The following is a 26,357-nucleotide window of genomic DNA, read 5'->3' as shown; positions in this document are numbered from 1 at the left end:
AGGTTAACCCCTTGAGCGATATGGCGAAAAATCTAATACTCTGGCTGGTTATTGCAGTTGTGCTTATGTCAGTATTTCAGAGCTTTAATGGCGGCGATCAAGTTGATCGTCAAACAAGTTACAGTCAATTTGTTAAAGATGCCCGTAGTGGCTCTATACAAGAAGTGTCTATTGAAAGTGGCAGTGGCACAATTACTGGCATAAAAAATAGTGGCGAGCGTTTTCAAACGATTATGCCGATTTATGATAAAGATATTTTAAATGATTTGTTAAAAAGCGATGTAAATGTCAAAGGTGTAAAACCTGAGGAACAATCGTTTTTAGCAAGCATTTTCATTTCTTGGTTCCCTATGATACTGCTAATTGGTGTGTGGATTTTCTTCATGCGTCAGATGCAAGGTGGCGGTGGCAAAGGCGCCATGTCATTTGGTAAAAGTAAAGCCCGCTTAATGAGTGAAGATCAAGTTAAAACGACCTTTGCTGATGTAGCTGGTTGTGATGAAGCCAAAGACGATGTAACCGAGCTGGTGGACTTTTTACGTGACCCTTCTAAGTTTCAAAAATTAGGCGGTAGTATTCCTAAGGGCGTACTTATGGTTGGTCCTCCAGGTACAGGTAAAACATTACTTGCGAAGGCGGTTGCCGGTGAAGCAAAAGTACCGTTTTTTACTATTTCAGGTTCCGATTTTGTTGAAATGTTTGTGGGTGTTGGTGCATCACGTGTACGTGACATGTTCGAACAAGCTAAAAAAGCAGCGCCTTGTATCATCTTCATCGATGAAATCGACGCAGTAGGTCGTAAGCGTGGCGCAGGTATGGGCGGCGGTCATGATGAACGTGAGCAAACGCTTAACCAAATGCTAGTTGAGATGGATGGCTTTGAGGGCAATGAAGGTATTATTGTTATTGCTGCGACTAACCGTCCGGATGTTCTAGATCCAGCATTACTTCGCCCTGGTCGTTTTGACCGTCAAGTTGTGGTTGGTTTACCAGATATTCGTGGTCGTGAGCAAATTCTAAAAGTACACATGCGTAAAGTACCGTTAGGTGATAACGTTGAAGCGGCAGTGATTGCTCGTGGTACACCTGGTTTCTCAGGTGCTGATCTTGCTAACTTAGTGAATGAAGCGGCTCTTTATGCAGCACGTGGTAATAAACGTGTTGTTAGTATGGCTGAATTTGACGCTGCAAAAGATAAAATCATGATGGGTGCTGAACGCAAGACCATGGTGATGAGTGAGCAAGAAAAAGAAATGACTGCTTACCATGAAGCAGGCCATGCCATAGTTGGTCGTATGGTGCCTGAGCACGATCCTGTTTATAAAGTATCTATTATACCACGTGGCCGTGCGCTAGGTGTGACAATGTATTTACCAGAGCAAGACCGTGTTAGTCACTCTAAAGAGCTGCTTGAGTCTATGATTTCTAGCCTCTATGGTGGCCGTATTGCAGAAGCCATTATTTATGGTGAAGACAAAGTAACTACAGGTGCAAGTAACGATATCGAACGTGCAACTGACATTGCTCGCAAAATGGTTACACAATGGGGTTTAAGCGAAAAGCTAGGTCCATTACTTTATGCTGAAGATCAAAACGAAATGTACATGGGTGGCGGCGGTGGTCGTTCTATGAGCATGTCGGACGAAACAGCTAAAGTAATTGATGCAGAAGTACGTTTGTTCTCAGACCGCAACTATCAACGTGCAGAATCAATACTGAAAGAAAATATTGATATTTTACACGCAATGAAAGATGCACTGATGAAGTATGAAACTATCGATGCGAAACAGATTGATGATTTAATGGCGCGTCAGCCAGTACGTGAACCACGTGATGCGCATGACCGTCATGAAGCTAAACCTGAAAAGGAAGATGTTTCTAAAGATAAAGCAGTTGATGAAATACAAAAACCAACTAGCGAATCTAAAAACGACGACTCTAAACAAGATGACTCTAAAAAAGATGAAACAAACCTTGATGATAAAGCGGAATAATCGTTAAAATAACGTATCCAAAAGCCCCGAAGTTCGGGGCTTTTTTGTATCAGTTTGCTGTAATTAATAAATTATACCAATGCGCTTAATAAAGTTAGCTACTTTGGATAGGAAAACCGTGCCTTGTTACCGTCCGACTTTCCTCGCTTAAAATGGTTAAGTATCATAACGAGTTGGTATTACACTGCAGAAACATATTTTAGGGTTAGCGATGAATAATAAAATTAACCTTGCACGTGGTCGAGTGCTTGAACTCAGCGAACCCGTTATTATGGGGATAGTAAACGTTACTCCTGATTCATTTTCAGATGGAGGCCAGTTTTTTAATACAACAGCTGCACTCAATCATGCGATGCAGTTACTTGATGAGGGAGCGACTATTTTAGATATCGGTGGTGAATCTACACGCCCGGGTGCTCCCGATGTCAGCCTTGAAGATGAACTACAACGCGTTATCCCACTTATTAATGCTATTCGTGAGCAAAGTGATTGCGTTATTTCAATCGATACCAGTAAAGCTGAAGTCATGCGTCAAGCCATTGAAGCAGGTGCCGATATTGTTAATGATGTGCGAGCACTGCAAGAGCCTGGTGCAATAGAGGTGGTTGTTCAGTATCCTGATGTAGTCGTGTGCTTAATGCATATGCAAGGACAACCGCGAAGTATGCAAAACGCTCCCCACTATGATGATTTAGCAAGCGAGATAAATGACTTTTTTAACCAGCGTATCGCCGCATGCGAAGCTGCTGGTATAAAACAAAGCCAGTTAATATTAGACCCAGGTTTTGGATTTGGAAAAACACTTAAACACAATTATCAAATATTGGCTCAATTAAATGACTATGCGCAGCTTGGCTTACCGCTGCTTGCGGGGTTATCACGTAAGTCAATGATTGGTAATTTACTCAACAGAGATACAAAAGATAGATTAGCAGGCAGCTTAGCTGGCGCATTAATAGCTGCACAAAACGGTGCGCATATTATCCGTGTGCATGATGTTAAAGAAACCGCAGACGTGCTTGGCGTATATCAAGCCTGCAAACAAGGAGTACTTTAAATGAAAGAAAGAAAATATTTTGGCACAGACGGTGTGCGTGGTTTAGTAGGTCAAGGGCCTATTAATCCTGAGTTTGCAATGAAGCTAGGTTGGGCTGCAGGGCGCGTATTATCACAACATGGTACAAAAAAAGTCATTATTGGTAAAGATACTCGTATTTCTGGTTACATGCTTGAAACTGCATTAGAGTCTGGTCTAATTGCTGCCGGCATTGATGTTATTTTACTCGGTCCTATGCCAACGCCTGCCGTTGCGTATTTAGCGCAAACGTTTCGCGCAGAAGCGGGTATTGTGATCAGCGCATCTCATAATCCTTATTACGATAACGGCATTAAGTTTTTTAATGGCCAAGGCCTAAAGCTAGATGATGTTGTAGAGCTGCAAATTGAAGCCATGCTTGACGAACCAATGACCTGTGTAGCCTCTGATAAGCTAGGTAAAGCAACACGCTTATCAAGCGCTGATGGCCGTTATATAGAGTTTTGTAAAAGTCAGTTTCCACAAGGCTTATCACTAGAAGGGCTAAAAATAGTTTTAGATTGCGCCAACGGTGCAACCTACCACATAGCACCTTCAGTTATGCGAGAGCTTGGTGCAGAGGTGATCACCCATGCGTGTGAGCCAAATGGGGTTAATATTAACCATGAATGTGGTGCAACTCACGTAGATACACTAAAGCAAAAAGTACTTGAGCATAAAGCAGATGTAGGTATCGCTTATGATGGCGACGGCGATCGGGTAATGATGGTTGATCATAATGGCCGCGTATTTGATGGTGATGATTTAGTTTACATTATTGCTTGCCAAGCCGCTCAAGATGACAACCTAGGTGGCGGGGTTGTTGGTACTGTAATGTCGAATATGGGTCTTGAAAATGCGTTAAAAGCCAAAAATATTGCTTTTGCTCGTAGCAAAGTGGGTGACCGTTATGTGATGGAACTACTGCAGCAAAAAGGCTGGAAAATAGGTGGTGAAAGCTCAGGTCATGTTTTAAATCTAGATTTGATTAGCACTGGCGATGGCATCATTTCAAGCTTGCAAGTACTTGCTGCTATGGTGGCACAAAACCGTACACTTCAAGATTTAGGCGCTGGATTTACTAAGTACCCAATGAAAATGATTAACGTGCGATACACTGCTGGTACCGATCCAACCCAAGCGCCAGAAGTGCTTGCTGTTGTGGCTGAAGTAGAACAAAGCTTAGCAGATAAAGGCCGCGTATTACTGCGTAAATCTGGTACTGAACCTGTTGTACGGGTGATGGTTGAAGCAGAACAAGAAAAAATAGTTATCGATAGCGCTCAGAAAATAGCAGCGGTTGTCGAATCTATGAGCAAACAAACTGATTGATAACAATAACCTCTTGTAACTTTGGGCGAGTCGAGTTAATATCTCGCCCGCTTTCTAATGTGGAGTGGAAAAATGGCAACACGCAAGGCGATGGTCGCAGGCAATTGGAAAATGAATGGTTCATTAGAACTCGTTGAGCAACTGTCTGATGCTATTAACAATGTTAAATCTTCTGAAGTAAACATTGTTTTATTTCCTCCGTTTCCACTGATATCAGCAATGATTGCAAGTGGTGTAACTACTGGGACACAAACAGTTTCAGAGAATACGCCAGGTGCCTTTACTGGTGAAGTAGATGCCCAGTTGGTACAACAGCTAGGTGCAAAATATGTACTGGTCGGTCATTCAGAGCGCCGCAGTATATACAAAGAAAGTAACGATACCGTAGCCGCAAAATTTGCTCGCGCCCAACAAGTAGGTTTAACACCCATATTATGCGTAGGTGAGAGTGAAACAGAGCAAGAAAACGGGCAAACAGAACAGGTAGTTGCTGCGCAGATTGACGCAGTAATTAACAAATTAGGTGTAGCAGCACTGAAAGAATCTGTGATAGCATATGAGCCCGTTTGGGCTATAGGCACAGGTAAGACTGCATCGCCTGAACAGGCACAAAGTGTTCACAAATTTATCCGTGATAAAATTGCTTCACTAGACAGCGATTTAGCACAAGGGCTAACCATCTTATATGGTGGTAGCGTAAATGAAAAAAATAGCGAATTATTATTTGCACAAACAGATATAGACGGCGGCCTAATTGGTGGCGCAAGTCTAAAAGCAGAATCATTTACTGCTATCTGCAATAGTGCAAAAGGGACCGTATAAGATGTACGAAATTTTACTAGTAGTGTATTTAATTGTAGCTTTAGCGCTTGTTGGTATGGTTTTGATCCAGCAAGGTAAAGGTGCTGACATGGGCTCATCATTTGGTGCAGGAGCATCGTCTACTGTTTTTGGTTCTTCGGGAGCCGGTAACTTTATGACGAAAACGACAACAACTCTGGCAACTATCTTTTTTGTGCTAAGTATTGTTTTAGGTAACCTAACTGCCGGTCAAATCAAAAAGACTGACGAATGGGAAAACTTAGAAGTGGCTCCAGCTGTTGAAACTGTAACGCCAGTTGAAGAAGATGTTCCAGTAACATCAACTAAAGAGCAAAGCTCTGACGTACCAAATTAATTAGTTTAAATTGTTAAGTTGCTCTCTTTCCTCAAGTTAGCTTAAAGACTTAACGCTAAGCGATAGCTTGAAAAATGCGGATGTGGTGGAATTGGTAGACACGCTACCTTGAGGGGGTAGTGCTTTCGGGCGTGGGGGTTCAAGTCCCCCCATCCGCACCAAATATAAAAACCAGTAACAGCAATGTTACTGGTTTTTTTGTGCCTAAAATTTAAAATATTAAACAACTCTTTTTGGATTAATGTTGAACATTGAGTAGAACACTCTATATTTCAATTGTAAGTGTTTATAAAAGAATACTACTGTATATTTAACTTTATGTATAAAAAGCATCAAAAGTTAAAAATAAAGTTAACATTTTTGTATCTTAAGCCGATAATAACTATAGATAATTAAACGGGGTAAATTAATATGGCTTCAGGTTTCTCTTTTAAAAACCTCAGCATTACTAAAAAAATACATGCAATTACATCTATAGCGATAATCGCATTCTTAGTAATTGTTTTGGTTAATTACTTTGCTATGAACGAAAATCGCATATCACTTGATGAAATGGAGAAATCTTCTTATAAAGTTGCCAAATTAACCTTGGCTAATGTAAGCATTTTAGAAAAATTAGATGAGTTATATACTCAGGCTGTAACGTTTGGCGAGCAAGATTTAGTAACAAAAGCGAGTGAAACTTACCAGCAGCTCATCATGAATATAGACGCAATAGAAACAATTAATGCATCTTATATTAATAGCGACACAAAAACGCGACTGACTAATTATGAGAAAATATCTGCAACGATTGCCAACGGTATGGTTAATGGCACGGCTGATTTTAGTAAAATACAACAACAGGCTCAGCTTAAAACAAGCCTTTATGAAGCTGTTTTAACTAGCTTTAAAAGTGCGCAGCAAAAAGCAGATGATCGCTTCTTTCAGCTTGTTGCTAATACAAAAGCACGCTCAGATGATGCACTTAACTTAATGCTGGTTGTTGCGGTTGTATCATTAACACTGTTATTGCTTATGGCTATTTGGATTGCACGTAATATTGGTTCATCAGCCAGTGATGCCGCTAATAACCTGAGTCTTTTAGCAAGTGGTAAAGGGTCATTAAGTACAAAGCTTGCCGTTAACTCTGAAGATGAAATAGGTCAGGTATCAATAAACTTTAATGCATTCATTAGCTTGCTTAGAGAAACCGTTTTAGAAGTCATCGCGGTATGTGAACCGTTAATGGAAAACTCAACCCGTCTTGTACAGGGGATGGAGCGAGCTGAGCGAGCAACCACTAAGCAAACTACCGATGCCGATGTTGTTAAACAGTCTATGGAAGAGATGAAGCAAAGTGTTGGCGATATTTCACAATCAGCAGCAAGCGCATCTAATGCTGTGCAAACAGCAGAAAAAGAAGTAGATCAAAGCCGTGCTCAAGTAAAAATGTCTGTTAACGCATCGCGCACTCTAAGCGATGAAATTAATATAGCGGCCAACACCATTAATAAGTTAGCCGATGACACTAAAAATGTATCGCAAATACTAAATGTAATTACATCCATTGCCGAGCAAACAAACTTATTAGCCCTAAATGCCGCAATAGAAGCTGCACGCGCGGGTGAACATGGACGAGGCTTTGCTGTGGTTGCTGATGAAGTCCGTGAGCTTGCATCACGCACTGCACAGTCAACCAATGAAATTCGTGAGTTATTAAGTACCCTAAGTGTCGCAGCCAATGAATCTGTGACGGCTATGACCTCTGCAAGAGATATGGCAACCGATAATGCCAGTGCAGCAGAGCAAACCGGTGTTTCGATTGAAAAAATAGCCGAGCAAATACTAGAAATTAATGGTATGAACTCGCAAATTGCAGCAGCAACTGAAGAGCAAACCTCAGTTGCCGCAATGGTTGTAGATAACGTGTCTAATATGCATGTTTCATTTGAAGATACGATGAGCTCACTCAAAGCTGTAAGAGATGTGGCTAAAAACTTACATTACCTTTCAGATAACTTATTGGATGCAACTGCTAAGTTTAAAATTGATGAGTAGTCGTTAAGGCGATATTTTAATGTTTTATGAAGGTTGTAAATAATAGGCATAAAAAAGCCCGCAATAAAGTATTTATTGCGGGCTTTTTATTTTTAATTTAGCAGATTAATACTTGCCTACTACTTTGACTTTATCACTTGCTTTAGCGCTATCAATATAGCCAATCGCATCTGTATTAGCAGCTACAAAATCAATCACGGCTTGGTCATTATCCAGTTTACCTGGAGGTGTGCCTTTACCAGTAAAAACCAGCTTTGACCAATAAGCATTTAACTGGCTGCCTGACTTACCAACAAGCTTGTCGTTAAATTCATCAGCTACCGCAGTACCATTTTGGTTAACAGGGTTTACTTTGGTGCCATCAGCAAATGATTTGCTCTTGCCAAGGTATATTTTTTTAATATCGTCTTGGCTTACAGCATTGGCATTCGCTGGGTTAACGATCACTGCAACTTCAGCAAATGCTGCAGTACTACATAGTGTTAGCATACTGGCTAAAATTAATTTCTTCATCATTCGCTCCAATTAAAATACTAAATCAACGCCAACGGCAACTACGTCAGTTTCAGTATTTGAGATATCATCTTTTAGGCGGCTAAAGTCTACTTTAAAGGCAGCCATTGGGTGGAAGTCATAACGAGCACCAATTGTGTATACATTACTCTTAGCTTTAGAGCCTTCCAAAACTTGGTTAAGCCCAGCATTCAACGGCGGTACATTTGGTAGTGCATTATAACGATTACTATCATGCTCATCATCGTTGTTTTCATAGGTTAAATGAACAAGCCATTCGTCCATACGGTAGCCTAAAGATGTGTAATATTGAGTTTGCTTAGCGAGCGCACTGTTATCTACTTCAAACTGTGTGTATTCAGCGTCGAACAAGATATTGTTGTAATCAATTGAAAAGCCAAGTGCTAAAAATGCACCATCGTCTTCGTCAATAGCAATACTGTTTGCTTGATCAACAAAACCTGAGTTACGAAGGGCTTGTTCTAAGCCATTAAGCGCCATACCTTCGGCCGTATCATTTTCAATCTCAATACTTGTTTCAGCAACAAAGTAAGCAGCGCGAGCACTGAACCAATCGTAACTCAATGTCCAGTTTAACCCTGCAATGTCGTTAAGCTCGGTATCACCGTTAACAGATACTACGGCAATGTTATCATCGAAGCTGCCGTAAATAACCTGAAGAGTAGAGTCCCAATCACCAAGTTGAGTTGTATGTAATAAGCTTAGGCCTTCATAGGTTGAAAACGGTAAGTTATATACAGACTGAGGTGGGCGCACCCAGCGGTAGGTATAGCCAACATCTAAAAAGTCAGAGTAGCGATAAAAAGGTGCACGCATTTTACCAGCACTGATTTGTAATTCGTCAGATATCTCATAAGTTAAGTATGCCCATTCAAAGTCGGCGTCAAAATCATTTTCGCCGCGAGCCACTATCTGCGCTGTAGCGGATAGCTTCTCTTGCAGGTCAGCGGTTAGCTGAAGAGCAAACACGCTTTCATTTTTAAATGAAATATCATCATCATATCCATATAACGTTTGATCACTATCGAGCGACTTACCACCGACAATAGAAGCAAACCCATTAATACGAACTTCAGCACTCGCGTTACTTGTGGCAAGTGCGCAACAAATTGCTACTGCTACAGATAGTTTTTTCATTGTGTATCCTATTTAATTTCATGTGTATCCCGCTGCAGTATAAGATGAGTATTAACTTTTTTCTAATTAAAATTAATAAATTAAGTACTTTTTACTACTTTTTTGCAACAAGAACGCATGGCTGTGATTGAAAATTAAGGATTTTTTTATCTAAGGTAATGTAACCAACTGAGTTATTTGAGTTATTTATGGTGAGGTTATGTTTATTGCAGTACGCATTAAGTAGTAATTATTTTTTTAGTTATGAACGCGTATTTATATTTTTTAGGTTATCTTGGCACCAACGAATTGCCTGCTGTTTATTTTTGACCGCTATTTTTTTATAAATTTTATGTAAGTGTACTCTAACCGTAGCTTCACTTATAAATAAACTATCAGCAATAGCACTGGAATGAAGACCACTAAAGAGTAGGTTAAGCACTTTAATTTCTTTATCGGTTAGGTTACTTGTTTGCAAAGCATTTTTTTGCTCTGTATCGAGCATTTGGCGCATCCAAATATCACTGATTGTGCGTGGAAACCACAATTCTCCTTGTGTAATTGCATCTAACCCCCTGTTGAATAGCTCTTCATTGGTGTCTTGATAAAAAAGACCTTTTAAGTTTGGCCATTCTTTTAGTGAAATAATATCAGTATCTTTAGGAATATTAAAAATAACCAATCCCTGATAATTATTGATTTGTATAAAATGGCTCAGAAGTTCGTAATTTGTAAGCGTATTGAGTGCTGAATAGCTGACTAACAATATGTCGCTATTTAATGTTGTAAAAAATAACGGATTGTAGGGGGTGTTATTAAAAAGCATGTTTGCTGATTGCGTGGTCTGTTTTTTTGTCATGCTTTTCACCTAAAAATGGTTTTGCTTAATATTTAAATATAAAGGGTCTTTGGATATTGTCATAACTTCAAGTAGCTTTAATGTGTTTTTTACAATAAACCAGCTGTATGATTAATGAGTAATATCGGTGGTGGTTAGTATTAAAGTCTTAATTTAAATTAGAACTGCGTCATTGTTTAGATAATTAGTTTAGGTTAAAAAGTTAAAAATTAATTTTTTTTGCTTAAACTAAAGTTAAATATACATATTGTAACTTTTATGTAATACAATACACTCCCAGAGGAAAGATGCATCTAAAGCATCTTTTTTTATGCCTACAATTTATGCTTACACAGCATAACGCATAATTAAATTAATACCCTTTGGAGAAAACCTTGAAATTACGCACCCTCTCACAGTTAAGTTTAGCGGTTATTGCAGCCCTAACAACTTCCGCAAATGCACAAGAAGCTAAAACGACAGCCAAACAAGACGCGTTTGAAAAAATTGAAGTGACAGCTCGTAAACGTACAGAGAGCTTGTTCGAATCTCCAACTGCGATTACATCAATAGGTGCTAACCTTATTGATAAAGCCAATATGGGTAACTTAGAAGATATTGGTAAATACGTTCCTAACTTAAACATTACTCGTTATGGTGTTGGTAATGCAGCACATGCCTCAGTGTTTATTCGTGGTATTGGTTTGCAAGATCACATTATAACAACCGATCCAGGCGTAGGTGTTTACCTAGATGGTGTTTACTTAGGTCGCCAAATGGGGTCTAACTTATCACTTCCTAATGTAGAGCGAGTTGAAGTTCTACGTGGGCCACAAGGCACACTTTATGGCCGTAACACATTAGGTGGTGCAGTAAACGTAATTACTAAACAACCTGGTGATGAAGGTATTCTAACAACAACCGCTAAAGTGGGCAGTCGTGGTCGAGTTGCGGGTGATATTTACTTTAATAATGCACTAACTAACGATCTAAGCATGTCAGCAAGTGCGTCATACAAACAACGTAATGGGGTAGGTACAGCAGTAAACTTAGCTAACCCTGAAAAAGAAATTGGTGAAGAGCAAGAGTTTAGTGGTCGTATCGCACTTAAATACGAAGCAACCAGTGATTTAGCGTTTACCTTCTCGCTAGATGGCGTTGATAATGAGTCAGGTCAATCGCCTTATACTATTGAACTGACAGATTCATTAGATTCAAATGATGTCTTTAATGGCGATTTCCCATTATTAACTGAAGACTTAATTCCTCAAAACCCTGATGATTTAGGCACAACGGTTGCAGGTATTGAGTCAACTTCATATTCTGGTTGGGGCACGTCATTTACAGCTGACTGGGCCATTAATAACACGTATACAGCTAAGTTTATTTCAAGCTACCGTACTTCTGAGTATGAAGGTGGCTTAGATGATGATGCATCACCACTTAACTTATCTGAGTTCCCAGAAGTAGGCGGTGCAGATCAATACTCTTTTGAAGTTCAGCTAAACGCAACGTTTGATAAAATGGACTTTGTATCGGGTCTATACTTCTTTAATGAAGATGGTTTTACTCGCTCAGAAGATTTTGTATTTAGCCCATTTAACACGCCAAATGGTCTATTGAATGATGGTGTTACTCCGTCATTTGGTGGTTTTGGCTTTTTTGAAATCAATCAAGAAACAAACTCATACGCAGCTTACATCAACGGTAGTTACGATTTAACTGATGATTTAACAATCGGCGGTGGTCTTCGTTACTCAGAAGATAAAAAAGATGCGAATGCTATTTTCCCAACCTTCCCTGAACGTAAAGACATTAGTGCAGACTTTAATGCAGTAACATGGGACATTAATGCTTCATACCAGCTTAGCAATAATATGAATGTATACGGTCAAGTGCAAAAAGGTTACCAAACAGGTGGCTTTCCACCGCGCCCATTTGGTGGTCCGGATCAGTTTGTATCGTTTGATGAAACCAAAGCAGTTAACTACGAGATTGGTTTAAAAGGCCAGGTACATGAAAATGTATCTATGATGCTTGCAATGTTTGTTACTGACTACACTGATTTAGCACTGCCATTTTCAGATCCAACCGCGGGCGGTGGCTTTGTCACTATCGTTGAAAATGCAGGCCAGTCTAAAGCGCAAGGTATTGAGCTTGAAACCACAATTGCACTAACCGACGACTTTACTATTCGTACTGCAGTAGGTTACTTAGATTCTGAAATTACAGAAGTGGCTGAGGGTGTACAAGGTATTGGTAAAGGTGACTCACCAGCACTGACACCCCGTTGGACAGTGATGGTTGCTCCATCTTACTTTGTTGATTTAAGCAATGGTGGCACTGTTGCATTAAATGCAAACTACTCGTACCGTAGTGAAATGCAAGGTCAGTCAGTTTTCAACAAAAGTGAAACGATTGATTCGCGTGAGCTAGTTGGTTTTAATATTTCTTACACTAATCCATACGGCGATATGGAAGTAACGCTATATGGTGAGAACGTGTTAAACGAAGTTTACGATGTAGGTCGCCTGCAGCAAACTGGCTTTGTTGGCGTAATGCGCAGCAATGATCGTAGTGAGTTTGGTTTAAAATTCAAAAAAGACTTTGAACTATAATCTATAATTTGCTCTAAAAATAAAACAAAAAAGGTAAGCCATGGCTTACCTTTTTTTATGGTTAAAAATAATTAACCTTCTTTATGCTCTTCACGTGCTTGCTCAATTTCTGCCGCAATTTCACGTGCTTTTTGCTTAGTTTTTTCAGTTAGCTCGCCAGCCGCTTCTTTGCTTTTGATCCATGCATCAACAGCTACTTCTTTGCCGTCATCGTACATGTCTAAGCCCATCGCTTTACTCTCTTCGAGTAGCTCATTTAATGACTCGTCATTTTTAAGCTCATTGGTTTTTTCTTTAACGTCGTTCCACGTTTCGTTTAGCTTTTCTTGAACTTCAGCGCTCGTTTGTTTGGCGTCTTGTTTCACTTCGTTGGCATCTTCACACCCTGTTAGTGTAATTAAAGTGCCTAATAATGCTAAACCTGCTAATTTCTTCATTGACTATCTCCTTTAGTGAAAAATATATTTCAAAGGTAACTATACAACAATGAAAATGAACATAGCTGTAACAACACGATTAAGTTTTAAATTAATGGACGAAAATGATTGGCAGCAATTATATGAGCTCGATCAAGACCCAGCCGTTATGCAGTATTTAACTCAAGGTAAACCTACCACTCTTGAAGAGATAAAAACGAAAGCCATTCCAAGAATGCTCGCTTATCGCAATGAGCAACAAGGTTGGGGGCTATGGCAAGTAACTCTACGTGAAAGTAATACTTTTATTGGCTGGGTGCTTGTTCGGCCGATGGGCTTTTTTTCAGATACGCCTGACTTTAGTGATATTGAAGTAGGCTGGCGGTTTAAACGAGCGAGTTGGGGTAAGGGTTATGCAATTGAGGCGGCAAAAGCGATTTGCTCAACGATTGAAAAACAGTCGCAAATAAAGGCAATCAGTGCCACAGCGCTGACCGCCAACGTTGGCTCAATTAACATCATGAAAAAGCTCGGTATGCAGCTACAACACTATTATATTCATACTGATGATGGCTCAAACTTAACTGCTGCGCTTTATTCAAAGCCCTGCAGTTGAGCTAAAACTTCCTAAGCCTCAAAAATGTAGCATCTAAATATTGACCTGATGTTTGTTACTATGCATTAATGTTTGCCATCAATGTATAAAAATAACCTAAGGATATGGGATGGGAGCACTTTTTTCACCAAGCAAGCTAATTATCAGTAGTATTGTGGTAATACAGTTATGTGTTTTTAATGTAGCGGCTAAACAGAGTGCCGTTGCAATGCCAGACACTTTTAGTGCACATGCTGCAAAAGCTGTGTTAGAACAGGGGGGGAACGCGGTTGATGCAGCCATTGCAGCACAGTTTGTATTGGCCGTTACGCTTCCCGAGGCGGGTAATATTGGCGGCGGTGGGTTTATGCTTATTCATAAGGATGGGCAAGGTGATTTTATAGATTACCGTGAAACTGCACCGAACGCCGCACATCGTGATATGTATTTAGACGCGCAAGGGCAAGTTATTGCTAATAAATCTATTTATGGTATTCATGCCAGTGGCGTACCTGGGAGTGTTGCTGGTATGTGGCTAGCACATAAGAAGCATGGCACACTTCCTTGGAAAACCTTAGTACAACCTGCGGTTACATTAGCTGAGCAAGGTTTCGTGGTGCCCGAAAAGTTGGCTCAGTTAATTAAGGGCTACATAGAGCACCTAAACAATAAAAACATTAAAGTAAACTTTGCCAGTTATTTTGCAAGCGCTACATCAGGTAAGCTTTTTAAACAACCTGAGCTTGCGGCGACACTCAAACGCATTCGCGATAATGGCCAAGATGGTTTTTATCAAGGTGAAACTGCAACGATCATCGCAAACTTTATGAAGCAACATGGCGGTATTATTACTCAAGACGATTTAAAAAATTACCGCGCAAAGTCTCGTACTCCTATAAAAGCTAACTGGAACGGCCATCAAGTGCTTACTTCACCGCCACCAAGCTCCGGCGGTATTGCTATATTACAATGGCTTAAAATGTATGAGCTTAAAAAGCCCATAGCTGCACCATCACATAATTCAATTGGGTATGTGCACTTACTTGCTGAAATAGGTAAGCGAGTGTTTGCTGATAGGGCAGAATACTTAGGCGACCCTGATTTTTACCAAGTGCCTAAAGCTAAGTTACTTGCAGAAAACTATCTTAAAAACCGCAGCAATAGTATAGATTTAAAGGCCATTTCTACCACTGAAAATATTAAACCGGGTTTAAAAGAAAGCGAACAAACCACTCACTTTTCTATTATTGATAACATGGGGAATGCTGTTGCTAATACCACCACCATCAATTTAGGGTTTGGTAGTGGCGTAGTCGTAGAAGGCGCTGGCTTTATTTTAAATGATGAAATGGATGACTTTAGCGCTAAACCCGGGGTTATGAATGTATTTGGCGCCATTGGCGGAAAAGCGAATGAAATTCAGCCACATAAACGTATGTTAAGCTCTATGACTCCAACCATTTTACTCAGTAATAATAAGGTGAAAATGGTAACAGGGTCGCCTGGCGGCACCACAATTATTAGTTCAGTGTATCAATCAATACTCAATGCGATTGAATTTAATATGAGCGCAAATGAAGTAGTAAATAGCCCGCGTTTTCACCATCAGTTATGGCCTAAAAATGTGATTAGAGCGCACTCGGGTTTGGAGTCCTCAGTAAAGCAACAGCTAATAAAAATGGGTTATACAGTGGATGAGCGTCACTTTGGTGATATGCATGTGATTATCAATAATGATGGCAAATTAGATGCGGCGTCTGAGCAAAGCGGAAGAGGGCAAGCGATAGTATTTTAACGTTAACAATTGACGTTTGAATGGTGTGCACCCCAAAACCATCATTGGGGTGCACACATTAGAACAACTATAGGGGCTAGCCTATAGCCGGTATAAGTCCTGCCATTTGCAGGCATTGTGCGCTAATAATTGAAATACCACACAAAGCGGCTATGGCTAAACCAATATTACCACTGCGTACTTTATAGCCTTCTTTTTCAATCCCCTGACGCTGCTTGTACACCATGCTAACAGGTAAAAATACTGCCAATATAACCAAAGCAATGGCCGCATAGCCTAATGCCATAATAAAGCCTTGCGGGTAAAACAAAGCAAATCCAAGAGGAGGAACAAAAGTAATAAGTGCTGTTTTAATTCTATCAGTCCCCGTGTCTGCTTTTTTGAATGTGTCAGCAAAAAAGTCAAATAACCCCAAGCTTACCCCTAAAAATGACGTTGCTAGAGCTAAGTCGGCAAAGAGTTTAACTGCAGTAGAAACATTGGCGTTATTGGCAATATTGGCCACACTGGCTACAAACCCAGTTAACCCTTCGCTTTGTAGTAATTGATCTTGGCTCATTATGCCTTGGCTTAATACTTGCCAAAATACATAAATAACCAGTGGTAAAGAGGCGCCTGCAATCATAACTTTGCGCAAGGTTTTTATATCAAGCCCGACGTATTTAACAATAGAAGGAATAGAACCATGAAAACCAAAAGAGGTAAATACCACCGGGATAGCCGACAGTATCAGCCCTTGCTCAACAGGCATTTCCAACAAATGTTGGCCATGCACATAAGGTGTTAGCATATAAAACAAGCTAGCTAAAACTACTATTTTTACACTAAATAGTACTCGGTTAAGCTTATCAACTTTACTAGTGCCTAAAGTCACTACCCCTGCAATCAATACGGCTAAAATAATGGAGCCTAATTGAGGAGCAATACTAAGATTAAACCCAGTATTAATGCGCTCTTGTAGCTGAGCACCGCCACCGGCTATGTAAGCAGCGCACAGTGCATAAAATAAAAATATCATCGAAAAGTTAGCTACATACTGGCCACGTTTACCAAGCCAAAGCTTAGCCAGTGTATTTAAGGTGGCGTCGCGAGGAGCGTATTGGTGAAGCTCCAACATAAGCAAAGCGGTGTAGGTCATTAGTAACCAACACCCTACAATTAACACCATTGCCGTATTAAACCCGAGCCCCGCAGAGGCGATTGGTAGGGCAAGCATACCCGCGCCTATGGTAGTTCCTGCAACAATTAACATGCTACCTATTGTTTTATTTTTAAGCACTTAATGATCCTGATCAAACGTGAGAGACACGCAAGATATAACTAGTTGTGCAAAACTTAAATAGTTTTGTCATAAAAGAGACAAAATAAAATGTAATCTTCTATTTACAACTGTATTAAAAAAGCCAAAATCATTAAAAAATGAAATTTAACTTATTAATACAAATGAAGAAATAAAAAGCTAAATGTTAATAACTAAATAGTCAGATTATTGGTTTTGCACAATAGAGGCATGATTAAATTGATAGGTATTGACCGAAAGTGCTTAAATTACACATTCGGCCATTAAAGGAGAGAGCTTAACTTACATTTTTGCTATTTGAATTACCAAGCGGCGGTTTTTATCACGGCCTAAAATATTATCATTGGTGTCTACAAATCGTTTTTCACCAAAGCCTTCAGTAACCACTTTAGCTTCATCAACGCCTAAGCCAACCATGTAATCTTTAATAGCCTTAGCACGGGTTCTAGATAAATCGAGGTTATTCCAACGACCGCCATAACTATCGGTGTACGATGCAATACTGATTGATTCTATACTCGGGTCGTTTTTTAAATATTCAGCAATTTTATCGAGGCGCTGCTGCGATGACTTGGTTAACTTACTGCTATTCGATTCATAATTCATTATAGTGAACGAAATATCTTCAAAATTGTATGGCAGCAATTCGTCTCGGCATTGTAAAAACGCCCAATACGCTTGCTTAAAATTAACATTAGACATACCCACGGCAATTTTATCGGCACTATTTTGCCAGTCTTGGTAGTAAAAAGTGGGTTGGTTGCCTTTTTCAAGCTCAGTCAGTATTTCCCATGCTGTTTTATTACCTAATTCACCATCAAACTTTTTAAGTAATTTCATATCAGCAATATCACGGGCAGGGCGGCCTGCTCGCCAGCTAGGTGGTACCGCTTTTAAACCGGCAATCGCGTAATTTTCTGGGCGTACGACCATGTCTAAATTAAAAGTGAGATCTTTGTTTTTACTTGCTGATGCTTTAAAAACAGCTTCACCATAGTAGGGAACTTCATGATTTAATTGGCATTGCAAGCGAGTTGTTTTAACCAAGTTCCAATTTGAATTATCTTGGTTAGCCGTGTACTGGCGCATTGCCGCAGTTGTATTCAAACTATACAGCACACTACTAATGCCTAGGCTAATAAATAACAACTTACACTTCATCGAGAATTCTCCAGTTATCTAGCTCTGCCAAAAAAGTGACAAAAACCGTAAAATATTACGCAACAGCAAATAATTCAGCGTAAACGCTAATTACTAAGCAAGTAACATGCCTATAGTTTAACTGTAATTAATCAATAAATCCCCTAGCCGACAAGCCATCAATTTTGACATAATAGACAGCTAATCCCTATAAACCAAGAATACTATGGCAAATACTGAGCAAACACTTTTCGCACAACGCTTTCGTGGCTTTTTTCCTGTGGTTATTGATGTTGAAACCGCCGGTTTTAACAAAGAAACTGACGCATTATTAGAAATTGCAGCATCCGTCTTAAAAATGGATGACGAAGGACTGCTTAGTATCGATCATACCGTTCATTTTCATGTGCAACCGTTTGAGGGGGCAAACATTGAGCAAGCTGCCATTGAGTTTAATGGGATTGAGCCTTTTTCAGCACTGAGAGGGGCAGTCCCAGAAGAAGAGGCGATTAAAGAAATTTGTAAAGTAGTGCGCAAAGCGCAAAAAGCCGCAGGGTGCCAGCGCTCTGTGGTGGTTGCTCATAATGCCGCTTTTGATCACGGCTTTTTAAATGCCGCTATTGAGCGTAATAATATCAAGCGCACACCATTTCATCCGTTTGTTAGTTTTGATACCACATCACTTGCTGGTTTGGCATTAGGGCAAACGGTACTAGCTAAAGCGTGTCGCGCAGCAGGGATAGAGTTTGATAATAAACAAGCACACTCTGCGTTATACGATACAGAGCGCACTGCTGAACTGTACTGTTTAATTGTTAATCGTTGGCAGCAACTAGGTGGTTGGCCACTTGCTGTAGACGAAACACAACAGAGCGAAGACGAAGCAAGCAACCAAGATTAGAAACTCAGCTCATAATAGTGAATACTTACTTTGTGGGGCTGAGTCAGTCTTAATAAGCGTTATTAAAACGATTGCGTTATTTTACCTTCACTATGAGTGATTAAATGTGGTGGGTAATTACGCGAAAAGCTAATTGATTCTCGTGCAATTTTAAGCTCTACCCCAGGGTGCATAAGCTCATTAACTTTTAAGCGACTGAGCGCTAAAAGCTGCGCCATTTTCTTTCTTAGTAACTGCTTTTGCTGATTGATGCTGGCGCTTCGGTTTGCTATGTGTTCTTCATTCGTTGTTATTTTATTCAAAAACTGCTGACGCTGTGCGCTTGCAACTTGTTTATTAATTCGCTGGCGCGCTTGCTGTAGTTCAATTGACTTACCGATTAAAACTTTTTCAAAGTCAGTGATTTGCGCTTGTTTTTGTTTTAGCACATACCATCGCTGTGCGATGCAAACACGGGTTTTAGTTCCTGCTGGTGCGCCCAATTCACCTGTTTCAATGCGCATTGCATCTAGAATATGGCCACCAATAATTTTCCCTTTAGGATCTTTTGCATTGCCCACCCTAATTAGATTTCCGGCACTCAAGTCACAATGTAATGATTGGCGATCTATTAGTAAGTTTTGATCCGTTTTTATGTCACAGTATTGAGAGTAACCAAGCGCAACGGTTCGTTTAGCTAAAATAGAACAGGTAAATGGCTCATCGGCTTCTCGCTTTCTGCCAATTGCACCCTTTACTATTGTGATGGCGCTATCACTTTTGAGCTGCGCCGATTCAACAAAGCCTAAAACAGTAATATCGCCGCTGGCGGTCACGCGCATGCCATCTTTTATATCACCACTGACTATAATACTGCCATCAAATTCAACATGACCAGTAGTGGGATCAATATTATGAAAACATAAAACATCATCAACACGCATACCACGTGGAAGGGCAACCGGTACACCAGTACAGTCGGCAATTAATAAGTTGGGGTTATCGGGCGCAATTTTAGTACCGTCAAAAGGTTGTAATTTATGCTCTTTGCCAGGGATTGCAGTTAGCACATCTCCAAACACAGTAAACCCATCAACCCCCGATGTTGCTGGAATGCGCCGCATTAATTCACAACCAGGTTTTACAGTAATAATATCACCTAGGTTTCTCATATCGACTTTACCACCGCCTTTAGCTTGTGGGCTAAGTACGCGGTCTTGCGCTGTGCAGCAAAGACGCACAAATTTGGCATCGTTACCCACTTTAGGCGCGCGACCAAAAGCGACTTCAGCGCAATGCGTGCTTCCTGAGGGTTGTTCAAATTGTTGTGCCAATAACTGTTCTAATGCATGAGGGCTAATACCCTTTACAATCCCTGCCTGAGCTAACACGTCAATTGCTTGTTCCATGTTAAGTAATTTACCGCCCTTAGCAGTAATAAGGGTAGCTTCAACAAGCATATTTTTTTCATCGATGTTTATGGTTAGCTGTGCATCAATGGCTTGAGCAATTACTAAAGAGGGGGCTTCTTCGGCGTTATTTTGAGCAAACAACTTACCAATATTGCTAGCAATAATGTCACACTCGCAATATTCTGACTGCCTAATTAATTCAATAAGCTGTGTTGCTGTTGAGGCTAAACCTGAGACATTAGGGTGGGAGAGCAAAGAGATATGCCCCGTTTGCTCATCAAAAGAAAAAACCGACATTTATAAATCCTCTAGGTAATATGCCTGTTATTATTTTTTATATTGTATTAGACCAAGGTCTAGCCCTACATTTGAGCATAAAGCATCATGCTTGTTAAGTAATTGTTTCTTAATTATCCAATGTTTTACATTTACATGTGTGTTTGATGCATGATTAACCAACCAATAAAATAAAACGCCTAAGGTGTTGAGTATTGATGGGTTACTCAGTTATACTACTTGCACGCTCTGAATGAGTAACCTTATTCAGGGGCTGATTAGGATTCGACGGAATTCAAGAAGCCCAAGGTGCATGTCGAGGTGCGGTTTGCCTCGTAAAAAAGCCGCAATTTAAAGTAATCGCAAACGACGATAACTACTCTCTAGCAGCTTAGGCTGGCTAGCGCTCCTTCCATGTATTCTTGTGGACTGGATTTTGGAGTGTCACCCTAACACCTGATCGCGACGGAAACCCTGGCCGGGGTTGAAGCGTTAAAACTAAGCGGCCTCGCCTTTATCTACCGTGTTTGTCCGGGATTTAAAGGTTAATTAAATGACAATACTAAACATGTAGTACCGACGGTCGAGGCTTTTCGGACGGGGGTTCAAATCCCCCCAGCTCCACCAATAACGGTTTTTAAATTCGTTTGTTTAAAAACCCTAAAAAACCCGCAACTTGAGCAATCAAGCCGCGGGTTTTTTTATGGCTGAAGTTATTGAATTTATTGTGCTTTGGTTTATCTTGCGAACCCCGAACCCCGAACCCCGAACCCCGAACCCCGAACCCCGAACCCCATACCACTAAAAGACTAGTCGCTTACTTGCCTATTTTTTGTATTATGAGTTAATGATTAACAGCGGGCATAGATATGGATATTTTTACAGCTGAACACATCCCCCCTTTAATTTCGCTTTTACTCATTTTACTGGCGGGGTTTACTTCGTTTGTATCGGCGGCTTTTGGTGCGGGCGGTGGTTTAATGCTGTTGGTGGTAATGGCGTCGGTTATGCCTATGGCGGTGGTGGTGCCGGTTCATGGTTTAGTGCAGTTGGGCTCTAATGCCAATCGGTTGTTGTTAAGTATTGCCCATCTTGATAAGCCGATGTTGTTGTATTTTACTCTGGGTGGATTAATTGGCGCGGGGCTATCAAGCCAAGTAGTAAGCGATATTAACCTTGATAGCATGAAGCTGTTTGTGGCTTTATTTGTGATTTATTTATTGTGGGGAACAATTCCTGAATTTAATAAAGACTCACGATTAGGGCGCTTACTAGCGGGCTTAATAACCGCATTTATCTCGACTTTTGTCGGAGCAAGTGGGCCTTTGGTAGCGAGTTATTTACATATTAATCATTACGATAAGCTTAAATTTACCGCGACTTTTTCAAGTATTATGACCTTGCAGCATAGTTTAAAAGCCGTTGTTTATGCGGGGCTTGGCTTTAGCTTTTGGCAATGGTTGCCGTTAACACTAGCGATGATTTTAAGCGGAGCCATTGGCACATGGTTAGGGATTAAGTTACTTAAGCAGTTATCGGTGGCGCGTTTTAGGGTTATTTTTAAAGTTATTTTAACCCTGCTTGCCATACAGCTTGCATGGCAAGGGATGAATGTAATGCTTATTTAATAGCGGCTTTTATTGGTTTGTCGCCATCAAATACTTCAAATATGCAGCGATTGCTGCCTTGCTCTGTGGCAATAGTAAATAGAACATGGGCTACATTTTCACGGCTAATGATTGCTTTATCGCGATCTTTGGGACGTTCGGTAGAAATAAGTTTTGAGGTATTCTCATTTGTGAGTGAGCCTGGACGTACAATCGTATAATTGAGCCCGCTATTAATTAAATGCCTATCTGCCATATGCTTAGCTACTAAATAGGGTTTTAAATCGCTTTGAATTGCATCTGGATCGTCAGCACCAATAGAGCTCACCATTGTAAAGTGCTTAGCGGCATGCTCTTTTGCGTAATTAATGGCTTTGGTGGCGGCCCATAAATCAATAAGTAAGGTTTTATCTGCGCCGGTTTTCCCGCCTGAACCTGCGGCAAAAATGATATGGTCGCAACCGTGCAGCGCATCGCTAAAATCATTTTCTAAATCTTGCTCTACGATTGTTAAATAGTCGCTATTTAAGTCATCTAATTTACTTTTGTCACGCACTAAAGCCACTACAGGATGTTGGTGTTCAAGCAATAGTTGGGTGGTTAGTTTACCAATCTGCCCACTGGCACCAATTACTAATGTTTTACTCATCACATACTCCTTATTTTATAAGACAAAACAGCCGACTTAAACTTTATCTACTGTACTAAAGAGCTGGGGGTAATAATTTGTTTTTAAAGTATAGGTTTATTTTTTAGTGTGAGCAGTGTGATCTGCCTTTTAAATTTTATTGCGAATAAGGTCACGAACAATAAAACGTCCTGGGTGAATTGCTTGGCTTACACGCTCGCTTAGTGGGCGAGGTTCATTGTTTAAACTACTAATTAAGTGCTCGGCAGATAGCGGTGCACTGCATAATGCTCGCGCACCAAAGCCGGTAAAAATATGTAGGCCCTGTTGTGGTTTTTCTAACGGCTGATATTGATAGCGCTTGCCTAAACGTAAATTAGCAAATGCATGTGTATAATCAGTTTGCTCCACCCATTCACCAGCCATAGGTAAGTGGTCAATAAAACTACAGCGAACAGCGGCTTTGGCTGAGCTAATATCGCCTAAGCTAGTGGCAAATTCAGTGTTGTTATAAAAACTCAGTAATTGTTCACGGTTAGTGTGGTTGTCTTGCTCGGTCACTTCACGGCTCTTACTATTTTTTTCAAAGGTGGCGCCCATACAATGATGATCTAAATAAGCGGGAGTAAAATAGCCTTTGTGACACAACACAGTATTAAGTTTACGTGATTGCTCGCTTGCCTGAACATGTGACACTTGGCCGCGAACGCCAACAATGGGAAGTGTTTTGGTTTGCGTAAATGAATCACTGTGCTCACCAGTACAAATAATCACATCGCTAAAGGGGCCAAATGTTTTCTTTTGCGTGGTTAAGTACCAACCATCGGGTTGTTTATTAAATTGCTCAATATGGCAGTTAAATAGGCTTTCAAACGAATTTAATTGTTGTGCGGCATCTAACATTGCACAGACTAGCTGCGGGGGATTAACCCAGCCGCCTTGTTCAAAAAACACCCCTGAGTAACCTGTTTTAACCCCAGCGATAGCATCACCCTCATTAGCAGTCACATTTCGCATAAGCTGCTCTGGCCACAGTTGTTTATCTGCGAGGTTTTGATGGCGATCTGCCAATGGCTGTTTTACTGCATGTTGTAGTACACCACACCACTGGTGATCAAACAAAAAGCCATTGTTGATTAATTGATTATAAAGTCGCTTCGCGTATAAAAAACTATGGGCAAATAATTCACTATGTGGCGAGTTTTTTGCCTGTAAGTGCGGATACACAGCCCCTTGTACATTGTGCGATGCCCCCATTGCGGGCTTTTTATCTTGGCAAAATAAGTGGCTTTTTATCCCACGCTTTGCGAGGCTATAAAGGATACAACTGCTCGCTATACCACCGCCAATAATAGCCACACTTGAAAGCGGTGAGGGGTGATGCTCAAAATAGGCGGGGGCTGATTGTTTTGGGTTGGCTTGAGCAAGTGTGCCAATTAGCATCTCACGCTTTCGGCCAAAACCTTTGGCCTTTTGCATGCTAAAGCCTGCCTCGTTTAGTCCTCTGCGCACAAAGCCCGCAGCGGTAAATGTGGCTAATGTGGCATTGCTTCTGGAAATATCGACCATGGCGTTAAATACACTTTGCTGCCACATGTCGGGGTTTTTACTTGGCGCAAAGCCATCTAAAAACCACGCATCAACCAGCCCACTTTGTGGGTAGCTCATGCTATTAATACATTCCAGTACGTCGCCAAAGTAGAGGTCGAGGATTACACGGCCATTGGCAAATTCAAGTCGGTGGCAGCCATTTAAATTAATCGGGTAGTGGGTAACGAGTTGGTCGCTTAAATGGCTTAAACTAGGCCAAGCTTGCAAGGCTTGTTTTAAATCATTTACGCTAAGTGGATATTTTTCAAAAGAAATAAAATGTAATCGCTGCACTTTATTTGGTTGTTCATTTTGAACTTGTAGGCACTGTAAGTGGTCAGAAAACTGCAGCCATGTATTTAAAAAGTTAAGCCCAGTACCAAAACCGGTTTCGGCGATAACAAAGTGTTCACGGTCATGATTTTGTAACCGTGTATCTATACTGTTTTGTTGATAAAACACATAATGCGATTCAGCAAGGCCGTCGTCATTAGAAAAATAAACATCGTCAAAGTCATTGGCAACTGGTGTGCCTAAGTCGTTAAAGTGTATATGGGCGTTTTTTATCATGACCAATTCAATTTATAGATAATTTTTTAATTATTTTACGTGTTTTCTTTGAAATAGTCTGGCGTTATTTATAAGCTGTAGCTTCAGAGTACAAGTGTACGCTAGAAAGCTGACCACTTAGATGATTAAATTCGCGTAAAATAGAACACAATTAAGTATTAAGCTAAGGGAATTACCCATGAGAAGAGCCGTAATAACAGGCATCGGTGTTGTATCAAGCATCGGCAATAATAAACAAGAAGTATTAGAGTCACTAAAAGCGGGTAAAAGTGGTATTGCTTTTAATCAAGAATTTGCTGATTACAAATTGCGTAGCAATGTATCAGGTAAAATTGATATTGATGTTAAAGAGCATGTTGATCGTAAAGCAATGCGCTTTATGGGCGATGCGGCGGCTTACTCTTATATTTCAATGGCGCAAGCGATTGAAGATGCGGGTCTTAGCGACGAGCAAGTATCAAACGAGCGTACTGGTTTATTAGTTGGCTCTGGTGGTGGTTCATCAAAATGGCAAGTAGAAGCGGCTGATATTCTTCGTGAAAAAGGCGTTAAGCGCGTTGGCCCTTACATGGTGCCACGTACTATGGCAAGTACCACCTCTGCATGTTTAGCAACGCCGTTTAAAATTAAAGGTGTTAACTATTCAATTAGTTCTGCGTGTGCGACTTCTGCGCATTGTATTGGCCACGCGGTGGAACAAATTCAATTAGGCAAACAAGACGTTATTTTTGCAGGCGGCGGTGAAGAGCTTCACTGGACGTTAGCAATGGAATTTGACGCTATGGGTGCGCTTTCTACTAAATACAACGACACACCTGAAAAAGCATCACGTACTTATGATGCAAACCGCGATGGTTTTGTAATTTCAGCCGGTGGCGGTATTGTGGTTGTTGAAGAACTTGAACATGCACTTGCTCGTGGCGCGCATATTTACGCTGAAATTACCGGTTACGGCGCAACCTCAGATGGTTACGACATGGTTGCACCATCGGGTGAAGGTGCGGCACGTTGTATGCGCCAAGCTATGCAAAACGTTGACAGCATTGATTACTTAAATACCCACGGTACATCTACACCAGTAGGTGATGTTAAAGAGCTAGGCGCTATTCAAGAAGTATTTGGTGGTAACTCACCAATGATCAGTGCCACTAAAGCAATGACAGGCCATGCATTGGGTGCGGCTGGCGTACACGAAGCTATCTTTTCATTACTCATGCTTGAGCACGGTTTTGTTGCGCCATCTATCAATATTGATGAGTTAGATGAACAAGCGGCAGGCTTGAATATTGTGACTGAAGCAAAAGACGTTGAACTAAACACGGTTATGTCTAACAGCTTTGGTTTTGGCGGTACTAATGCCACGCTAGTAATGAGCAAATACAAAGGTTAAGTTAATCGTTAACTATTTTAAAGCCGAGCAAAAT

Annotated in this window: 21 protein-coding genes, 1 tRNA gene and 1 other RNA gene; 14 read left to right on the top strand and 9 right to left on the bottom strand. The window is 40.6% G+C overall.

Going from position 1 to position 26,357, the window contains the following annotated elements:
• The first annotated feature begins 20 nt into the window (after positions 1-20).
• The 7 genes from ftsH to ACNSN2_RS10195 all read left to right on the top strand — a co-directional run bounded on the left by ftsH (position 21) and on the right by ACNSN2_RS10195 (position 7,618).
• The gene (ftsH, locus tag ACNSN2_RS10225) at positions 21-1,994 is read left to right on the top strand and encodes an ATP-dependent zinc metalloprotease FtsH (RefSeq protein WP_041709666.1); all 1,974 of its coding nucleotides are present in this window, start codon (positions 21-23) and stop codon (positions 1,992-1,994) included.
• A gap of 211 nt (positions 1,995-2,205) precedes the next feature.
• Complete coding sequence (gene folP / locus ACNSN2_RS10220) at positions 2,206-3,051, top strand: dihydropteroate synthase (RefSeq protein ID WP_418607250.1); 846 nt, start codon at positions 2,206-2,208, stop codon at positions 3,049-3,051.
• Complete coding sequence (glmM, locus tag ACNSN2_RS10215; protein WP_054201679.1) at positions 3,052-4,401, top strand: phosphoglucosamine mutase; 1,350 nt, start codon at positions 3,052-3,054, stop codon at positions 4,399-4,401. It abuts the gene before it with no gap.
• 72 nt (positions 4,402-4,473) lie between these two features.
• Entirely contained in the window at positions 4,474-5,223 is a 750-nt protein-coding gene (tpiA, locus tag ACNSN2_RS10210) for a triose-phosphate isomerase (RefSeq protein ID WP_418607248.1), read from the top strand.
• Between the two features lies 1 nt (position 5,224).
• Positions 5,225-5,578 (top strand): preprotein translocase subunit SecG, encoded by a 354-nt coding sequence (gene secG, locus ACNSN2_RS10205; protein WP_418607247.1) that lies wholly within the window; start codon positions 5,225-5,227, stop codon positions 5,576-5,578.
• A 76-nt stretch (positions 5,579-5,654) separates the two neighbouring features.
• Positions 5,655-5,739 (top strand) — tRNA-Leu (locus ACNSN2_RS10200).
• A gap of 250 nt (positions 5,740-5,989) precedes the next feature.
• Positions 5,990-7,618: a methyl-accepting chemotaxis protein gene (locus ACNSN2_RS10195; protein ID WP_054201677.1), complete on the top strand. Its 1,629-nt coding sequence runs from the start codon at positions 5,990-5,992 to the stop codon at positions 7,616-7,618.
• Between the two features lie 105 nt (positions 7,619-7,723).
• Here ACNSN2_RS10195 and ACNSN2_RS10190 read toward each other — a convergent pair whose 3' ends face one another.
• The 3 genes from ACNSN2_RS10190 to ACNSN2_RS10180 form a co-directional block, all read right to left on the bottom strand.
• On the bottom strand, positions 7,724-8,131 hold the full coding sequence (locus tag ACNSN2_RS10190) for a phosphate ABC transporter substrate-binding protein (RefSeq protein WP_010388011.1): 408 nt from the start codon (positions 8,129-8,131) through the stop codon (positions 7,724-7,726).
• A gap of 12 nt (positions 8,132-8,143) precedes the next feature.
• Positions 8,144-9,289, bottom strand: coding sequence for a porin (locus ACNSN2_RS10185; RefSeq protein WP_054201676.1), 1,146 nt, complete (start codon positions 9,287-9,289; stop codon positions 8,144-8,146).
• 241 nt (positions 9,290-9,530) lie between these two features.
• A complete protein-coding gene (locus ACNSN2_RS10180; protein WP_418607245.1) occupies positions 9,531-10,127 on the bottom strand; it encodes a LuxR C-terminal-related transcriptional regulator in 597 nt (198 codons plus the stop codon).
• A gap of 374 nt (positions 10,128-10,501) precedes the next feature.
• On the opposite strand from ACNSN2_RS10180, the gene ACNSN2_RS10175 reads away from it, so the two are divergent.
• Positions 10,502-12,724 carry a TonB-dependent receptor gene (locus ACNSN2_RS10175; protein WP_010388016.1) on the top strand — a complete coding sequence of 741 codons (2,223 nt, stop codon included), beginning with the start codon at positions 10,502-10,504 and terminating at the stop codon, positions 12,722-12,724.
• A 71-nt stretch (positions 12,725-12,795) separates the two neighbouring features.
• Here ACNSN2_RS10175 and ACNSN2_RS10170 read toward each other — a convergent pair whose 3' ends face one another.
• Entirely contained in the window at positions 12,796-13,161 is a 366-nt protein-coding gene (locus ACNSN2_RS10170) for a hypothetical protein (protein WP_010388018.1), read from the bottom strand.
• A gap of 49 nt (positions 13,162-13,210) precedes the next feature.
• On the opposite strand from ACNSN2_RS10170, the gene ACNSN2_RS10165 reads away from it, so the two are divergent.
• Both ACNSN2_RS10165 and ggt read left to right on the top strand, forming a co-directional pair.
• Positions 13,211-13,756: a GNAT family N-acetyltransferase gene (locus ACNSN2_RS10165; RefSeq protein WP_418607243.1), complete on the top strand. Its 546-nt coding sequence runs from the start codon at positions 13,211-13,213 to the stop codon at positions 13,754-13,756.
• A 109-nt stretch (positions 13,757-13,865) separates the two neighbouring features.
• Complete coding sequence (gene ggt / locus ACNSN2_RS10160) at positions 13,866-15,530, top strand: gamma-glutamyltransferase (protein WP_418607241.1); 1,665 nt, start codon at positions 13,866-13,868, stop codon at positions 15,528-15,530.
• Positions 15,531-15,606: 76 nt separating this feature from the next.
• On the opposite strand, the gene ACNSN2_RS10155 is transcribed toward ggt, so the two are convergent.
• Positions 15,607-16,809 carry an aromatic amino acid transport family protein gene (locus ACNSN2_RS10155; RefSeq protein ID WP_418607239.1) on the bottom strand — a complete coding sequence of 401 codons (1,203 nt, stop codon included), beginning with the start codon at positions 16,807-16,809 and terminating at the stop codon, positions 15,607-15,609.
• A 303-nt stretch (positions 16,810-17,112) separates the two neighbouring features.
• The gene (locus ACNSN2_RS10150; RefSeq protein ID WP_054201671.1) at positions 17,113-17,991 is read right to left on the bottom strand and encodes a flagellar protein MotY; all 879 of its coding nucleotides are present in this window, start codon (positions 17,989-17,991) and stop codon (positions 17,113-17,115) included.
• A 205-nt stretch (positions 17,992-18,196) separates the two neighbouring features.
• On the opposite strand from ACNSN2_RS10150, the gene rnt reads away from it, so the two are divergent.
• Entirely contained in the window at positions 18,197-18,871 is a 675-nt protein-coding gene (gene rnt / locus ACNSN2_RS10145; protein ID WP_010388028.1) for a ribonuclease T, read from the top strand.
• Between the two features lie 62 nt (positions 18,872-18,933).
• Here the strand turns inward: rnt and ACNSN2_RS10140 are convergent, their stop codons facing one another.
• Positions 18,934-20,559, bottom strand: coding sequence for a DUF342 domain-containing protein (locus tag ACNSN2_RS10140; RefSeq protein ID WP_054201670.1), 1,626 nt, complete (start codon positions 20,557-20,559; stop codon positions 18,934-18,936).
• 249 nt (positions 20,560-20,808) lie between these two features.
• Here ACNSN2_RS10140 and ssrA point away from each other — a divergent pair.
• Together ssrA and ACNSN2_RS10130 are read left to right on the top strand one after the other, a co-directional pair.
• Positions 20,809-21,165: a transfer-messenger RNA gene (ssrA, locus tag ACNSN2_RS10135) on the top strand.
• A gap of 242 nt (positions 21,166-21,407) precedes the next feature.
• Positions 21,408-22,166, top strand: a complete 759-nt coding sequence (locus ACNSN2_RS10130) for a sulfite exporter TauE/SafE family protein (protein ID WP_055013007.1) — start codon at positions 21,408-21,410, stop codon at positions 22,164-22,166.
• On the opposite strand, the gene ACNSN2_RS10125 is transcribed toward ACNSN2_RS10130, so the two are convergent.
• Together ACNSN2_RS10125 and mnmC are read right to left on the bottom strand one after the other, a co-directional pair.
• Positions 22,159-22,794, bottom strand: coding sequence for an SDR family oxidoreductase (locus ACNSN2_RS10125; RefSeq protein WP_418607237.1), 636 nt, complete (start codon positions 22,792-22,794; stop codon positions 22,159-22,161). The two genes, ACNSN2_RS10130 and ACNSN2_RS10125, sit on opposite strands and share 8 nt — an antisense overlap.
• 129 nt (positions 22,795-22,923) lie before the next feature.
• Positions 22,924-24,933, bottom strand: a complete 2,010-nt coding sequence (mnmC, locus tag ACNSN2_RS10120) for a bifunctional tRNA (5-methylaminomethyl-2-thiouridine)(34)-methyltransferase MnmD/FAD-dependent 5-carboxymethylaminomethyl-2-thiouridine(34) oxidoreductase MnmC (protein WP_418607235.1) — start codon at positions 24,931-24,933, stop codon at positions 22,924-22,926.
• Positions 24,934-25,111: 178 nt separating this feature from the next.
• Here mnmC and fabB point away from each other — a divergent pair, with 178 nt between their 5' ends.
• Positions 25,112-26,323, top strand: a complete 1,212-nt coding sequence (gene fabB, locus ACNSN2_RS10115) for a beta-ketoacyl-ACP synthase I (protein WP_010388041.1) — start codon at positions 25,112-25,114, stop codon at positions 26,321-26,323.
• Positions 26,324-26,357 lie beyond the last annotated feature (34 nt).

Origin of the sequence: Pseudoalteromonas sp. US3C1013 (genome assembly GCF_048401115.1) — a bacterium.
GTDB classification, from domain to species: Bacteria; Pseudomonadota; Gammaproteobacteria; order Enterobacterales; family Alteromonadaceae; genus Pseudoalteromonas; species Pseudoalteromonas undina.
The sequence above is the reverse complement of the archived record's forward strand: the minus strand, read 5'-3'. Positions and strand labels throughout refer to the sequence as shown.